The following is a 15,829-nucleotide window of genomic DNA, read 5'->3' as shown; positions in this document are numbered from 1 at the left end:
AGCGGGTCAGCGATTGCCTGACCCGCTTCTGTTCCGGCTTGAGAACAAGTCGTTATCCAAATTTCCACCGGTTTGAAGCTGGCCCAGCAACACCGTTGTCTGGCTGCCTGCGTTGTCATGGATCACCCATTTACGCAGCTCGACCGGGTCGTCGGTGAACATCAGCTCAATTCGGCCAGAGTCTGGGTTCTTGGGATCTTGCGCCGTTACAACTGTGGCCGTCCCGTCAAAATCGTGCCCCACAACCATATTTGCCTGATCCAGATTCACGTTTCGCGCCAACACCAGAGAAAGCGGTGTGCGCCGTAGCGGGTATTGTTCAGGTGGCTGGTTGGACTTGGGATCGAAAATCTGAACGGTTCCCGCACGCGCCAGAACCACGGCACTGTTGGGCGGATCATATTCAAACCGTATCTTTCCCGGTCGCTCCATCCACAACTGGCCTGTGCTGAGCGTGCCATCATCGTTGACTTGGGTGAAGGTCGTCTGAACGGTCTTTAGATCGTTCAGATAGTTCGAGATCTGTGACAGTGGCAGCTTTTCAGCCGCCCACGCGGCGGGGGCGGCCAAAGTCAGAGCAAGGGCAAAAGCAATCTGTTTCATGATTACCAGATATGCGTTCTGCCCTTGTTATTAAATATCCTATTGCTCGGGGACCAGAATTTCGCGCTTCCCGACATGATTTGCCGAGGAAACAACGCCTTCGTCTTCCATTTGCTCAACAAGCCGGGCGGCCTTGTTGTACCCAATGGCAAGTTTCCGCTGGATATACGAGGTCGAGCATTTGCGATCCTTGATCACAATCGCCACCGCCTGATCGTACAGAGCATCCTCGCCGTTGGTGTTGCCACCGGTATTCAGGCCCAGAACGGCGTCGATATTGTCCGCCTTTTCCTCGGCCGGGCCATCGACAACGCCGCTCATGTAATCGGGCGGGCCGAACTGTTTCAGGTGGTTGACGATTTCTTCGACCTCTTCGTCCGACACGAACGGGCCGTGGCAACGGGTGATCTTGGCCCCGCCTGCCATGTACAGCATATCGCCCTGCCCCAGCAGCTGCTCGGCGCCCATCTCGCCCAAGATAGTGCGGCTGTCGACTTTCGAGGTTACCTGGAATGAAATCCGGGTGGGGAAGTTGGCCTTGATCGTACCAGTGATCACATCAACCGAGGGGCGCTGCGTTGCCATGATCAGGTGGATACCCGAGGCCCGCGCCATCTGCGCCAAACGCTGAATGCAGGCCTCAATCTCTTTCCCTGCGACCATCATCAGGTCGGCCATCTCGTCGACGATAACGACGATATAGGGCATTGCTTCGGGCGCGAATTCTTCGGTCTCGAACGTCGGTTCACCTGTTTCGTCGTCAAAGCCCGTCTGGACTGTGCGGCTGAACATCTCGCCCTTGGCCAGCGCATCTTTCACCCGGCCATTGTAGCCCGCGATGTTACGCACGCCCATTTTGGACATCTTGCGATAGCGGTCCTCCATCTCACCTACGACCCATTTCAGGGCGACAACCGCCTTTTTCGGGTCGGTCACAACGGGCGAGAGCAAATGCGGAATGCCGTCGTAAACGGACAGCTCCAACATCTTGGGGTCGATCATGATCAGGCGACACTCTTCCGGTGTCAGCTTATAAAGCAGCGACAGGATCATAGTGTTGATCGCCACCGACTTACCCGAACCGGTCGTACCCGCGATCAGCAGGTGAGGCATCTTGGCTAGGTTCGCCACGACGGACTCACCGCCGATATCTTTACCCAGCGCCAGCGGCAGCGCGTGATTGCCATCGCCAAAGTCGCGGCTGGCCAAAATTTCGCGCAGCACCACCATCTCGCGGTTTTCGTTGGGCAGTTCGATCCCGATCACCGAGCGGCCCGGCAGGGTCGATACCCGCGCGGACAATGCAGACATGGATCGCGCGATATCGTCCGCCAAACCAATCACACGGCTGGCTTTCAGGCCCGGTGCAGGCTCCAGCTCGTACATGGTGACAACCGGACCGGGTCGGACACTGACGATTTCGCCTTTGACGCCATAGTCGTCCAGCACGTTTTCAAGCATACGTGCGTTTTCTTCCAACGCCTCATCACTCAAATGGTGACGCTGGATGGTGGCCGGGTTCGACAGCAGTCCCAGCGGAGGCAATTCGAAATCGGAATGCTTATCCTCGAATGAGAGCGCAGGTTGCGCCTCGGCCTGAGCGCGACGAGAGGGTTGCGGTGTGCGCCGCACGGGTTGGGCGACGACCGGCTTGCGCGGCTCGGCCACTGGGATTTTCATCGCAGGACGGGCCTGTGGCACAGGCTCGACCGTTTCCTCAAAGACTGCATCGTCTTCAGACTCAAGTGCGGGGGCAAAGTCCTGATGCAAGGGTTCCTGCCACGCTGGCTCAGCTTGTGCCGATAGAACTGGTTCGGGTGGCAATCCGACAGAAGTCATCGGAGGCTCGGGTGGCAGGCCACCAGCACCCGCAGGGTTCAAGATCAACGGATCGGGCCCACGGCCCCGCCCTTTCGTAAGCGGCAGATTTGGATCATGTTCAGGTGCCATCTCACCTGCAGCGACCTTGCGGTTACGAACAGCGGCAGAGATTTTCGAGCGGATGCGATCTTCGCCAGGCATGTCTTCAAAATCGGCCAACGGTTCTGGGTCGATCAACTCTGGCTCGGGCATTGGTTCGGGCCTGCGGATCAGATCCGGCAAACGAGACAGCAGCCCGGCTTTTGCCGGTTCGGGCGACTCCAGCGGAGGCTCATCATAGATCGGATCGTCGTAAACATATTCATCGTCAAAAACGGCCTCGGCCGCCTCGGCGCGCGCAGCTTTGCGTTCGTCCCAAGCTGACCTGCGGTCACGAGCGGCTTGCGCCGTCGCTGCAGCCCCGCGTCCCAGCAGGTTCATCAAACCGTCGTAAGACACAACAAGACCCAGCAGGAAGGCACGGATCCCTTGGCGGACATCCTGTTTGGTGAAGCCCAACACAAATACACCCAGCGCCAACATCCCCATCGCCATGACGAACGACATCATTTTGACCATGAAATGCGATGCTATCGGCAGCAAAGTCAGCAAAGCGCCCATAACGGTATCGCCGAACAGTCCGCCCAGACCAAAGCTGTGCGTGGAACGCCAAGCCTCACCCGGAACCAGAGTAGCAGCATAAACCGCCACGATCGCGATCCAGATCGGCGCGAAAATCAGCCTGCCGATGGCGCGGTCTTCGCCAAAATGGCCAGCAAAGCGTACGCCCCAGCCGATCAGGACCAGCGCGATGCTCCAACTGCCCCAGCCAACAATCATGAACAAAGGCGCGGCAATCGAGGCCCCGATCCGCCCCATCCAGTTCTGCACCGGTGCGTCGGTGGACACCATCCAGTTCGGATCATCCGGCGTATAGGACCAGATCATCGCAGCCGCAGCCAAGCCCAGCAGGATCAGGACAAGCCCGATCAGCTCTTTACTGCGCCGCTCGATGGCTGCCTGTGTCGTGCTGTCCAGCAATGGATCGCGATTGCGCGCGTTCAATGATGCCATTTTGCCCTCGTACCTCACGAATAGATGCAGTCACGGAGCGTGATCAGCCCCTGCTGCAATTCTTCTTTTGGGGCCACCAATGCAGCCCGAATAAAATGTTCGCCCGGGTTTTGCCCCGGATCACCCTGAGAAAGATATGCACCCGGAAGGACCCTAACCCCGGTTTCCTTCCAAAGCCTCAATGTGGTTTCTTCGCCATTATCGACCGGCAGCCACAGGAAAAATCCCGCTTCGGGTGGCATATATCCCTGCACACCCGCAAAGACTTCGTCCGCGATGACGTATTTTTCCTGGTAAAGCGCGCGGTTCTCTACGACATGGTCTTCGTCCGCCCACAGCTTGGCAGCCGCCGCTTGCAGCGGCAGCGGCAATGGTGAGCCTGCGTAGTTGCGCAACTGTTTGACCCGTTTGATCGTTTCCGGACCCCCGGCGATCAGGCCCGACCGTAATCCGGCCAGATTGGATCGCTTGGAAAGCGAGTTGAACAAGGTAATCCGCTCTGGGTCAGCGCCCACGTCCTGCGCGACCGTCAGAACACCCGTGGGCGGGGCGTCACGGTAGATTTCGGAATAGCATTCGTCGGCAAAAATGCGGAAATCGTATTTTTCTGCCAGACGGATCAACTCGGCCCAATAATCGCGCGATGCCACAGCGCCCTGCGGGTTAGCGGGCGAACAGATGTAGGCTGCAGCGGTTCGGTTCAGGATATCCTCTGGCAAACCGGCGTAGTCGGGCAAGTGGCCTGTGGCTGCGGTCGCAGGCACGAACACCGGTTCAGCCGCAACCGAAAGTGAGGCGACCATGTAAACCTGGTAAAACGGGTTCGGGCACAGAATGACCGGTTTCTGACCGTTTTTCTGTTCGGGGCACAGCGCCATCGCGGCGTTGTACAGCCCCTCTCGCGTGCCGTTCAAAGCCATCACATCAGTGTCTGGATCCATCTGGACGCCATAGCGCCGCTTGATCCAGCCCGAGATCGCACCGCGCAGTTCTGGCGAGCCTTCATTCGGCGGATAACCTTGAAAACCAGCGGCATTTTCCGTGATAACATCTGTCACCCAAGCCGGAAAGTCATGCATGGGGGCACCGATGGTCATGTGAACGACATCGCCGCCCGGTTTATGGTGGTCCAACAGGGTGCGCAGACGCGGGAACGCGTATTCCGGAAGGTTCGAAAACCGCTCGGGGAAATTCATAACTACAGCCTCAATATCGGGATCATTTCGCCCCGTTTGCTGGCAGGTTACAGGCCACGCTCGGCTACGTCCAGACAAAGTGGCCGCGAATCAGGGGATTGTGGCATTCAGGCCAACGCGGCCTCGACCGCTGATCCATGCCGCAATAGCACCTCTTCCGAGCCCGGATAGCCCATCATCATTAGCCCACAGCCCGGTGTTCCGGTCGGCACCGTCAGGGCAGCAAGCCCCATCAGGTTGCCGATACGCGTGTTGCGCAGGGCCAGCAGATTTTCGGTGACATAATAGTCATGGTCATTCAACAATCGGTCCAGATTGGGGGGCAGTATTGGCGCGGTAGGTGCCAAGACGGCATCAAAGCCTGCAGTGGCGGCATCCCACGCAGCCCGACACGCTTTCAAACGCGACCACGCCGCGATGTAATCCGGCCCCGAGACATTCTTACCCGCTCGGAACCGTTCCAATATCTCGGGATACATCGCATCGGGGTTCGCCTCGATCACGTCGCGCCACAGGCCATAGGCTTCGGTTGTATACAAAACCCCCGACAGCGACATCGCTTCGTTCAGTTCGGGTACTTCAAGCGGCACCACTTCTGCGCCGGCATCCCGCAGCCTTGCCAATGCTGTCTCGTGCGCGCTGCGTGGTGCGTCGCGCAGATCGTCTTGCGCGACGTTTTGAAGATTGGCAAACCGCCTGCCCTGCAGGCTAGCCCCCCTAAGGTCCGCAGGAGTGCCACCCTCAAGCAGGGCCAGCATATGGGCCGCATCCTCGACTGATCGGGCTAATGGACCGATTGTATCAAAACGAAGACACAGTGGCACGGTACCTTCCAGGCTAATACGGCCAGCCGTGGTTTTGAGACCGACAAGGTTATTCCAAGCCGACGGAATTCGAACCGAACCGCCCGTGTCCGACCCGATACCGCAAGCAGCCAGACCCCATGCAACAGACGCCGCAGCCCCTGACGAGGACCCACCCGGAACGGCATCTTCGTCGTCGATACAGGGCGGCGTTCCAGTGATCGGGTTCAGGCCGAGCCCCGAAAAGGCAAGCTCGCTCATGTGCGTTTTGCCCAGACACACTGTGCCCATTGCGGTGGCGTTGCGAACAACAACACCATCGGTGTCAGGCACGCGGCCCTTCAACAGGGCCGATCCAGCCTCAGTCGCTGTTCCGGCCGTATCGAACAAGTCTTTCCAGCTGATGGGAACACCATCCAACAGCGATCTGCGTAATCCCAACTTAGCGCGTTGCTGCGCGGCAGAGGCCTCAGCCCGGGCACGATCATGGGTGACCCGAGCATAGATGCGGTCGCGGTGCGGGTGCGCGTCGATTGCGGACAGGTAAACTTCGGTCAACTCAACCGGGTCGATCTGACCCATGCCAATCCCCCGACCCAGATCACATGCCGTCATGGTCAACCAGTCGTGCATCGCTACCCCCTTGAAAATTTTGCCGTGAATGGACGGTAGCGACAGGACCGCACATGGACAATCCCGAAAGGGCACGCATATTGCGACCTATGGAAAAGACCTCGGATATCCTGATCGTAGGCGGCGGCCTGAACGGCCCGGCCTTGGCCCTCGCCCTTGCACAAACCGGGCATTCCATCACGGTGATCGACGCGTTGGCCGAGGCTGCGCGCAAGGATGCCGCGTTTGACGGGAGGGGGTATGCGCTGGCCCTTGCGTCTCAGCGGCTGTTAGAGGCGATTGGCGTTTGGGGCAAAGTTGCTGATAACGCCCAACCCATGCTTGAGATCAAGGTCACCGATGGCCACGCGGGCGCAGGACCTTCCCCTTTCTTTCTGCATTTCGATCATGCCGAAATCGAAGAAGGCCCGATGGGTTTCATGGTCGAAGATCGCCATCTTCGCCGCGCGTTTCTGGACGCGATGGACGAACATCCACACATTACCCAAATCAATGGGCGCACAGTTGTCGCGCAAGCACCGCACGCAGCAAACGTGTCGCTGACATTGGACGATGGTTCTGTTCTGACAGGTGGACTGCTTGTCGGATGCGATGGCCGACGCAGCGGAACCGCTGCGCGTGCCGGCATCAAGCGCAGCGGGTGGGACTATGGGCAAACGGCGCTTGTCTGCGCCATCGAACATGATTTGCCCCATAACGGCATTGCGCATCAGTTTTTCATGCCACCAGGGCCGCTGGCGATTTTGCCCCTGACCGGCAACCGCAGCTCGATCGTGTGGAGCGAGCGGACGGAAATGGCGCACCGTATTAACGCGATGCCAGAAGCCGACTACCTGCAGGTCTTACGCCCCCGTTTCGGCGATTTTCTGGGCGACATCCGTCTGGCAGGGGATCGCTTTACCTATCCATTGAACCTGACCATCGCCAATTCCTTTATCAGCGACCGGATGGCCTTAGTTGGGGATGCCGCGCACGGGATGCACCCCATTGCGGGTCAGGGGCTGAACGCCGGATTGCGCGATGTCGGCGCCTTGGCCGAGGTTCTGACACTTGCCGAAAGACGCGGTGAAGACATCGGCTCGACCCTTGTTCTTGAGCGGTATCAGGAATGGCGCAGGTTCGATACCGCGTCACTGGCAATGGCGACCGACATGTTCAACAAACTGTTTTCGAACGACAATCCGCTGTTGCGCATGGGGCGTGATATCGGCATGGGGATCGTTGGCTCGCTGCCGGGCCTTCGACGCGGCTTTGTGCGCGAGGCCGCTGGCCTGACCGGAGATTTGCCCAAGCTGTTACAGGGACGCGCGATTTAGTCCAGCTCGCGTGCCTCATCGACCAGCATGACGGGAATACCGTTGCGAATGGGAAAGGCCAAACCCGCCGCTTTCGACACCAATTCCTGCTTTTCGGCATCGTAATGCAGCGTTGTCTGCGTCTGCGGGCAGATCAGGGCCTCAAGCATATGGCGATCAAAGGTGTGTTCCGGTGCGCTCACTGCAATTTTTCCTCATTCGATCCGCCACGCATGGCGAATTCAATCAGTGTTACAAGTGTTTCCCGGCGAGTGCGCAGGCAGGGCGCTTCGAGAAGGGCTTGCTTTTCTTCCGGGTCGAAATCCAGAAGCATCGACAATGAGTTCACCAAAAGCTCATCATCTGCATCCTTCAAGGTATCCCAATCTGTCGAAAGTTGCCGGGACGAAAAGAACCTTTCAAGCAGGTTTAGAAAACGCGGGCGGTCGAAACCGTCATCCTGTTCGGTCTTGCCCAGATCCCGGTCAAACCCGTCCCAAGACACAGTACACCGACGGTATGGCGTAAACGCATCCAGCTCGGATTTGACGCGAAAACGGGAAATCCCGGTCAATGTGATCAGGTAACGCCCATCCTCGGTTTCCGAGAACTGCGTAACACGACCAGCGCACCCGATCTGGTGCAGCTTGCTTTCGTTACTCTTGCACGGGTTTGGCTGCACCATGCCAATCAAACGCTCGGGCGTTTTCAGGGCATCGTCCAGCATCTGCAGATACCGCGGCTCGAATATATGCAGCGGCAGGCGCGACCGGGGCAACAACAGCGCCCCCGGCAAAGGGAAAACGGAAACCGTTTCCGGCAGATCAGCGGGATGCATCATGTATTCGAGTGTAGCTCTGATCGAGAATTAGGCAAATATCATCGAGCTGAGCTTGCGACGGCCATTCAAAACAATCGGGTCGTTTGGCTTGAGCGCGTCAAAGATCGTAAACAGCTGCGCCTTGGCTGCGCCATCGTTCCATTCCCGGTCGCGGCGAAACAGCTCAAGCAACTGAGCAACGGCTTCTTCAACGTCACCGTTTGCGTGCAGGGCCTGTGCAAGATCAAACCGCGCCTGGTGGTTTTCCGCGTCCGCCTCGACAGCCGCTGTCAGTTCAGCCACGGGGCCGGCATCTGCGGCCTGCTTGGCCAGCTCCAACTGCGCATGCGCCGCCTCAACCTCGGGCGAGGTCGAAATGTCTGCGGGTGCGCCGTTCAGGATTGCTTCGGCCTGCTCCAGATCACCGGTCGCGATATGCGCGCGGACCAATCCTCCGTAGGCCGCGGCATGGTTTGGATCCTCACCCAAAATGGCCGAGAATGTCTGTGCCGCGTCTACTGCCGCACCTTCGGCCAGCATTTCCTCGGCAGCCTGAACCGCTTCGTCCAGTTGACCACCCGGGCTTTCACCACCGGCAGCTTCGATGACGCGATCCACAAACGCTTTGATCTCGGATCCCGGCAATGCGCCCTGAAACCCGTCGACCGGTTGCCCCTTGTAAAAGGCATAGACCGTCGGGATCGACTGAATACGCATCTGGGATGCGATCATCTGTGCTTCGTCCACGTTGATCTTGACCATCTTCACCGCACCCTTGGCGGCAGTCACAGCCTCTTCCAACATCGGACCAAGCGTCTTGCACGGACCACACCAAGGCGCCCAGAAATCCACGATGATCGGAGTCTCCTGAGAAGCCTCAACCACATCAGCCATAAAAGTGGCTTCGGACCCGTCAATGATAAGGTCTGCTGCATCAGCTCCGGCGGTGGCGTTCAGAAGGTCCATGGCAATCACTCTTTCGTTCGAACTTTGGCCCTATATGCAACCGCTATCGGCAGAAACCAAGGGCAGAGTTGCGCAATTACAGATCGAATGTCGCAAAGACCGGCGCGTGATCGCTGGGTTTTTCCCACCCCCGCGCGTCACGCAGCACCCGGCTGGAGTGACCTGCGTTTGCAATATCCCCTGTGGCCCAGACATGATCCAAGCGTCGCCCCTTGTCTGCTGCATCCCAATCGCGCGCCCGGTAGGACCACCAGCTGTACAAGTGCCCTTCGGGAATATCCTGCCGTGTCACATCAACCCAGCCGCCTGCATCCTGTGTTTCGGCAAGCGTTTCCACTTCGATCGGGGTGTGTGACACGACCTTGAGAAGCTGTTTGTGCGACCACACATCATCTTCGCGCGGCGCGATGTTCAGATCGCCCACAAGAATGGATTTTTCCGGTTTTTCCGCGTTAAACCAATCACGCATGTCTGTCAGGTAGTCCAGCTTTTGACCGAACTTTTCGTTGACTTCACGGTCTGGCACATCCCCTCCGGCTGGCACATAGAAATTGTGTATTGTCACACCGTTTTCCAAACGCCCGGCAATATGGCGGGCGTGGCCCAGCCCTGCGAAATCCTTGTCGCCCACCTCTTCCATCGGCAAACGGGACAGGATCGCAACGCCGTTATATCCCTTCTGCCCACGGGCAATCATATGGGTATAGCCCAGTGCCGCGAACCCTTCGGTGGGGATCTTTTCGACCGGAGATTTGCATTCCTGTAAACACAGAACATCCGGCGCTTCTTCCTGCAACAATTTCAACACGATAGGTTCGCGAAGGCGAACTGAATTGATGTTCCAGGTAGCAAGCGTAAACGACATGAACGGGTATTCCTTTTTAGCGGTTGCCGCAAGTTAACTTGGTGCCTCACAGGGTACCATCGGAAAATCAGAGTTTTGACTGGTCAGAGCCGCGAAACACCCGCATTCAGCAACGCCTTGGCGTCGTTGAAAATCTCGTCAACGATCTCGGCCGCGGGCTGTACGTTTCGCACCAATGCAACACCTTGCCCGGACCAAAGCGACATAGCTTCGATATCGCCGTCAGTACCCCGTAAAGGCGTATAGCTTTGATAGCGAACGACAGCCTCTCCATTCGGGCGGTGGCCAATGATTTCTTGTTCGTTCGGTCGGCCACCCGGACCGGCAGAGCCCGCTTCTTTCCATCTCTCGGCAGTAGAATTCTTAAGCGCCCGATGCGGCGCTTGCGGCCATTTCACATCATACAAGTCGTTGTACCATTCAGTATGTGCCTCAGTCGCGTTCAGAACGCGCGTGCGGTAATCATCGTGTATTGTCGCTTCGGTACTGGCCAGAAACCGCGTTCCAATCCAAACGGCCGAGGCACCCAACATCAAGGCCGCAGCCATTCCGCGCCCGTCAGCAATACCACCCGCTGCAATCACAGGAATGGTCACGGCATCAACGACAGCCGGAATCAGCGCCATGGTCGACACCTGCCCCCAGACATGACCGCCAGCCTCCCAGCCTTGGGCAACGATGATATCTGCGCCCGCGTCTTGCGCAGCGCGGGCTTCACTTGCATCACCGACACTGGCCATAACGACTAAGCCCGCGTCTTTTGCCGTTGCAATTGCAGACGGCTCCATACCCCAAAACAGCGAAACCGCATGAACATGTTTGTCGATACAAACCTGCAGCTGATCTTCGTATGGGAAGGCGAGGTTCAAATTGACCGCAAAATTTCGATCGGTCAGGGCGCGCACCTTATTGATACCGTCCTCGACCTGATCTGCTGGACTGCCCCAAAGCGGGATAACGCCGTAGCCACCTGCGTTACAGACCTCGGCCACAAGATCGGGCCCCGCTGCCCCACCCATTGGCGCCGAGAGGATTGGTTTTTCAATACTCAACAGGTCCCGGATATCGCGCATCAAACTTCCCCCTCCTCATTCGATGGGCCGAATTGGCACGTGTTCCGTTGGCTAAGTCAACCCGTGCCGGTTCACGAAAGGCAAACCCATATCCGGCTGTAAACGCGCCCAAAACAAAAAAAGGCCGGGCCATACGGCCCGGCAGTCCAACAGGGAGGTACATGTCATAACCCGGACATGCACGGGTTGGGAGTAACCTAAATATGCTTCCAGAGTATCACTTTGATCTGAGTCAATCCACCGACTGTTAAGAGACCAAGCGATATCCACCCGATTCTGTGACCAAAAGGCGCGCATTTGACGGATCGGGTTCGATTTTCTGGCGCAAACGATAGATGTGGGTTTCCAGCGTATGGGTCGTGACGCCAGCGTTATAGCCCCAAACCTCGTGCAGCAGCACATCGCGCGCAACGACGCCATCTGCCGAGCGATACAGGAATTTGAGGATATTCGTTTCCTTCTCGGTCAGACGAATTTTGCGATCCTCTTCGGTGATCAGCATTTTCATCGCCGGTTTGAACGTATACGGCCCCAAAACGAATACGGCGTCTTCAGACTGCTCATGTTGCCGCAGCTGAGCGCGGATGCGCGCCAGAAGCACAGGGAACTTGAACGGCTTCGGAACATAGTCGTTGGCGCCGGCATCCAGGCCCAGGATCGTGTCGGCGTCGCTGTCATGACCGGTCAGCATCAGGATCGGGCTTTTGACACCTTGCTTACGCATCAGGCGGCACAGCTCACGACCGTCCGTGTCGGGCAGGCCCACGTCCAGAATAACCAGGTCGTAAATCGCTTCACGGGCACGTTCCATGGCGGATGTGCCATCTGACGCTTCGAACACGTCAAAGTCTTCAGTCATCACGAGTTGCTCACTCAGCGCCTCGCGCAAATCCTCGTCATCATCCACCAGCAGGATTTTCTTAAGCTGTGCCATCTCCGGTCCTCCTAAGCCTTTTCCACCACTTGCGCGTCTCAGACGCAATCAACAAGGTTTGCTGCAAGGGTCTCACGTCCTCGTGTCTGATGAGTAGGAATTGTTTCACATTTCCCTCGGATCAGGCTACACGAGGGTCTGTTCGTTACAGGGTAACAGAGATGAGTTTGATCCCCGATACTACGGAATTGCTGGCCAGGGCCCGCGCGGACCTGCGCATGGGAGTGCCCGTCGTTCTGACCGATGACAGCGGATTCAGTGTTCTGGCCATTGCGTCTGAAACGTTGAGCGCGCAGCGGTTGGCCGATTTGCGCAGTCTGGGGGGCGAACCGGTGGTGGCGATCACCGTGCGGCGTGCCGAAACGCTCAAAGCGCGGGCTTATGACGGCGATCTGGCCCGAGTCGTCATCCCCGCAGACGCGGATATCGGATGGGTTCAGGCCGTGGCCGATCCCTCGGATGATCTGAGCGCGCCGATGAAGGGACCGTTGATGACGGAAAGGCAGGGCAGCGCCAATCTGCACCGGATTGCAATTGCCCTGACTAAATCCGCACGACTGTTACCGGCAGCGGTCGTTGTTCCGGTTGAGGATGGCCGTGGTTTTGCGGCGGCTCATGGGTTGACCAGCATAGATCACACACGCGCCGCGCCCCATATGGCGGATCGCAGCGCCCTGAGCCCTATCGTGGCAGCGCGCCTTCCAATGGAAGTTTCCGAAGCGGGTCGTCTGCATGTTTTCCGGCCCGAGGATGGCGGCGAAGAACACTATGCAATCGAAATCGGTCGTCCAGATCGCAGCAAGCCTGTTCTAGCCCGACTGCATTCAGCCTGTTTCACCGGCGACCTCATGGGCAGCTTGAAATGTGACTGTGGTCCGCAACTACGGGGGGCTCTTGCCCAAATGGGATCTGAGGGGGCAGGCGTTCTGCTGTACCTCAACCAAGAGGGCCGCGGGATCGGACTGGCCAACAAGATGCGCGCCTATTTCCTGCAAGATCAGGGATTTGATACCGTCGAAGCCAACCATCGCCTCGGCTTTGAAGATGACGAGCGCGATTTCCGGCTGGGCTCTGATATCCTGAAATCGTTGGGTTTCAATTCGGTCCGGCTGCTGACCAACAATCCGGCCAAGATTGCGATGATGGAAAAAACGGGCATCGCAGTGACCGAACGGGTTCCACTAAAAGTTGGGGAAACTGCTCATAACCGGGGTTATCTGGCGACCAAGGCGGCCAAATCGGGCCATTTGCTGTGAGCCCTGACGACCTTGTCCTGACCCCCCGTGGCGTTCGGTTTGCGGGACGAGTTTTCCCATGTTCGCTTGGCAGAAACGGGTTGAGCGACACAAAGCACGAAGGGGACGGCGCGACCCCCACGGGAATACATCACATCGTCGGGATGCTGTATCGCCCTGACCGGATTGCACGCCCGGCGGAATGGGCTATTCCGATTGGGCCACGGGATCTGTGGTCAGATGACAGCCGTGATGGTGCATACAACCAGATGGTTCGCGCCCCTTATGCATTCAGTCACGAAAAGCTGCGTCGGGCAGATCCATTCTACGATCTTGTCTTGCTGACTGACTGGAACTGGCCCAACGCAGTCCCGGGTCAGGGTTCGGCGATATTTTTGCATCAATGGAGACGCCCTGGCTATCCGACCGAAGGCTGCGTCGCGTTCAGCCGTGCTCATTTGCATTGGATCGCTGGGCGCGTTGATATTGGAACGCGCCTGATTATCCCTCGGGCGTGACCCGATCCCCAAAAATAGCTGACCCGACGCGTACATGCGTTGCACCCAACGCAATGGCTTGCTCGAAATCCCCGCTCATGCCCATGGATAATCCGGTAAGACCATTACGCTCGGCAATTTTGGCAAGCAGCGCGAAGTGCAGCGAGGGTTCCTCGTCCACCGGTGGGATGCACATCAGGCCGACGACCGGCAAGTCAAGATTCCGACAATCAGAGATGAACGCATCCGCATCAGCCGGCAAAACCCCGGCTTTCTGATCTTCTTCACCTGTATTGACCTGAATGAACAAATCCGGACAGGATCCCGTTTCTTGGGCCAACCGCGCCAGTGTGTTCGCAAGCTTCGGTCGATCCACAGAATGTATGGCGGTGAAAAGCTCGATGGCTTGTCGCCCCTTGTTTGTCTGCAGTGGGCCGATCAAATGCAGGTCGATATCTGAAAACTGCTTTGCGAATTCAGGCCACTTTCCAGCGGCTTCCTGAACCCGGTTTTCACCAAAACACCGATGTCCCAGCTCCAACACTGCCTGTACCCGTTCATTCGCTTGGACTTTGGACACCGCGATCAACTGCACGGACCCTTCGGCCCGACCCGCAGCACCTTCGGCTTTCCTGATACGGGCGGTGATATCTTGCAGTGACATGGGCTTCCTCATTCTGATCTGAGCGCAGGAAAACACCATGTCAGCGCAAAAGAAAAGGGCAGGTCCGAAGACCTGCCCTAAAACCTTAAGGTTCAGCTCAACTTAGAAGTTGAATACCGCACCGAAGTCTGCGCGGACTTGGCTGTCTGCGTCACCGGTTTCGGTGTTGCCGATACCACCTTGCAGCGAAGTACCGCCACCCAGGTCGTAGATCGCGCCGATACCGTACTGCTGGGTGTCGCCGTCTGCCGAACCGTCACCATAAGCAGCGGTCAGGGTCAGAGCCGAACCAACATTATAGGCTGCCGAAACACCCCATGCTGTGCCGTCGGTTTCTTCACCAGCGTCGTTAACAGGTGTGTCTTCTTCGTCAGCGACGAACAGAGTACCCGAGAAGTCACCAAATTCGGCACCCAGGGTGAAGACCAACAGGCTTGGGTCGTCGCCACCGGTTTGCGAGCCGGTTTGACCGTATGCCAGAGCAGCAGTGATGTTGCTGAAGGTGTAGGTAACGCTTACGTCCCAGATGTCCTCACCGGACAGCGAGGCCAGACCACCGTTGCCGTTCAGCGTGGTGTTTTGGTCGTAAGATGCGCCAAACGCGAAGTCGCCAACTGCATACTGGAAGAATACAGCGTTGTCGCCTGCGCCGGTCGACTGGAAGGTGATGAAGTCATAGTCAACACCCGAGTACTGACCAATGAAGTTTTCCAGACCAGGCTCGAAACCGTAGTAGTTTGCGAGGTTGTCGAAGGCACCCGATACGTTGCCCGCGTCAACACGCAGACCACCGAAGATTACCGAGAAGCGCGCGCCGCTCAGAGCAGCTGCATTTGCTTCGCCGGTGTCTTGGTCTTCGTTTGCTTCCAAACGAACACGAGCGGAGAATTCAACACCACCGTCAGTTTCCGCGGTACCGTCGATGTTCAGACGGAAGCGCGAGATCAGGATGGTATCGCTGGCTTCTGGGTCACCGGTTGTTACGTCACGGTCTTCCAGGTAACCAATACCAAAGCGACCAAAGCCGCTGAAATTAATGTCGGCCGACGCCATGCTTGCTGTTGCCAGCAGAGCGGTCGATGCGAAGAGAACTTTTTTCATCTTGTTTCCCTCGGTTTCAAAGTTTTCTACTCGACACATGTCATTGCACGTGTCTCAGCACGGGAACCGTTTCGCTTGTTTTGCCCCCTTCACGCAAGCATGGCTTAAATGTGACCATCGCTTTGGCCACAGATTGGTGCAAGGATGCCACAGTCATTTTGAGGGCGTAGTTCGCCCCTGATCCCACTGGCATGTGACAAGAATAGGGTT

Annotated in this window: 15 protein-coding genes; 3 read left to right on the top strand and 12 right to left on the bottom strand. The window is 57.6% G+C overall.

The window, feature by feature from the left end:
- Positions 1–6: 6 nt before the first annotated feature.
- From ACR0DG_RS13705 to ACR0DG_RS13690, 4 genes are all read right to left on the bottom strand, one after another.
- Entirely contained in the window at positions 7–603 is a 597-nt protein-coding gene (locus ACR0DG_RS13705) for a LolA family protein (protein WP_480697982.1), read from the bottom strand.
- Between the two features lie 39 nt (positions 604–642).
- Complete coding sequence (locus ACR0DG_RS13700) at positions 643–3,537, bottom strand: DNA translocase FtsK (protein WP_480697983.1); 2,895 nt, start codon at positions 3,535–3,537, stop codon at positions 643–645.
- A 14-nt stretch (positions 3,538–3,551) separates the two neighbouring features.
- A complete protein-coding gene (locus ACR0DG_RS13695) occupies positions 3,552–4,733 on the bottom strand; it encodes an aminotransferase class I/II-fold pyridoxal phosphate-dependent enzyme (RefSeq protein WP_480697984.1) in 1,182 nt (393 codons plus the stop codon).
- Positions 4,734–4,840: 107 nt separating this feature from the next.
- Positions 4,841–6,169 carry an amidase gene (locus ACR0DG_RS13690; RefSeq protein WP_480697985.1) on the bottom strand — a complete coding sequence of 443 codons (1,329 nt, stop codon included), beginning with the start codon at positions 6,167–6,169 and terminating at the stop codon, positions 4,841–4,843.
- 89 nt (positions 6,170–6,258) lie between these two features.
- Between ACR0DG_RS13690 and ACR0DG_RS13685 the strand changes: the two genes are divergently transcribed.
- Positions 6,259–7,485 (top strand): FAD-dependent monooxygenase, encoded by a 1,227-nt coding sequence (locus ACR0DG_RS13685; protein ID WP_480707184.1) that lies wholly within the window; start codon positions 6,259–6,261, stop codon positions 7,483–7,485.
- On the opposite strand, the gene ACR0DG_RS13680 is transcribed toward ACR0DG_RS13685, so the two are convergent.
- The 6 genes from ACR0DG_RS13680 to ACR0DG_RS13655 form a co-directional block, all read right to left on the bottom strand.
- Positions 7,482–7,634, bottom strand: coding sequence for a Trm112 family protein (locus ACR0DG_RS13680; protein WP_480698134.1), 153 nt, complete (start codon positions 7,632–7,634; stop codon positions 7,482–7,484). The genes ACR0DG_RS13685 and ACR0DG_RS13680 overlap by 4 nt on opposite strands.
- Positions 7,635–7,663: 29 nt before the next feature.
- Complete coding sequence (locus ACR0DG_RS13675) at positions 7,664–8,305, bottom strand: LON peptidase substrate-binding domain-containing protein (RefSeq protein WP_480697987.1); 642 nt, start codon at positions 8,303–8,305, stop codon at positions 7,664–7,666.
- A 27-nt stretch (positions 8,306–8,332) separates the two neighbouring features.
- Positions 8,333–9,250: a thioredoxin gene (trxA, locus tag ACR0DG_RS13670; protein ID WP_480697988.1), complete on the bottom strand. Its 918-nt coding sequence runs from the start codon at positions 9,248–9,250 to the stop codon at positions 8,333–8,335.
- A 76-nt stretch (positions 9,251–9,326) separates the two neighbouring features.
- Positions 9,327–10,115 carry an exodeoxyribonuclease III gene (locus tag ACR0DG_RS13665; RefSeq protein WP_480697989.1) on the bottom strand — a complete coding sequence of 263 codons (789 nt, stop codon included), beginning with the start codon at positions 10,113–10,115 and terminating at the stop codon, positions 9,327–9,329.
- Between the two features lie 83 nt (positions 10,116–10,198).
- Positions 10,199–11,188 carry an NAD(P)H-dependent flavin oxidoreductase gene (locus ACR0DG_RS13660; RefSeq protein ID WP_480697990.1) on the bottom strand — a complete coding sequence of 330 codons (990 nt, stop codon included), beginning with the start codon at positions 11,186–11,188 and terminating at the stop codon, positions 10,199–10,201.
- A 247-nt stretch (positions 11,189–11,435) separates the two neighbouring features.
- Positions 11,436–12,122, bottom strand: a complete 687-nt coding sequence (locus ACR0DG_RS13655; RefSeq protein ID WP_480697991.1) for a response regulator transcription factor — start codon at positions 12,120–12,122, stop codon at positions 11,436–11,438.
- Positions 12,123–12,283: 161 nt separating this feature from the next.
- Here ACR0DG_RS13655 and ribA point away from each other — a divergent pair, with 161 nt between their 5' ends.
- A complete protein-coding gene (ribA, locus tag ACR0DG_RS13650; RefSeq protein WP_480697992.1) occupies positions 12,284–13,378 on the top strand; it encodes a GTP cyclohydrolase II in 1,095 nt (364 codons plus the stop codon).
- A complete protein-coding gene (locus ACR0DG_RS13645; protein WP_480697993.1) occupies positions 13,375–13,875 on the top strand; it encodes a L,D-transpeptidase family protein in 501 nt (166 codons plus the stop codon). The genes ribA and ACR0DG_RS13645 overlap by 4 nt, the downstream gene beginning before the upstream one ends.
- Here the strand turns inward: ACR0DG_RS13645 and ACR0DG_RS13640 are convergent.
- Together ACR0DG_RS13640 and ACR0DG_RS13635 are read right to left on the bottom strand one after the other, a co-directional pair.
- Positions 13,859–14,518 carry a YggS family pyridoxal phosphate-dependent enzyme gene (locus ACR0DG_RS13640; RefSeq protein WP_480697994.1) on the bottom strand — a complete coding sequence of 220 codons (660 nt, stop codon included), beginning with the start codon at positions 14,516–14,518 and terminating at the stop codon, positions 13,859–13,861. The genes ACR0DG_RS13645 and ACR0DG_RS13640 overlap by 17 nt on opposite strands.
- Positions 14,519–14,620: 102 nt before the next feature.
- Positions 14,621–15,619: a porin gene (locus ACR0DG_RS13635; RefSeq protein WP_480697995.1), complete on the bottom strand. Its 999-nt coding sequence runs from the start codon at positions 15,617–15,619 to the stop codon at positions 14,621–14,623.
- Between the last annotated feature and the right edge of the window lie 210 nt (positions 15,620–15,829).

Source organism: Ruegeria sp. BG8 (assembly GCF_056538325.1).
Note: the sequence above shows the minus strand (reverse complement) of the source record. Positions and strands in the feature narration are given on the sequence as shown.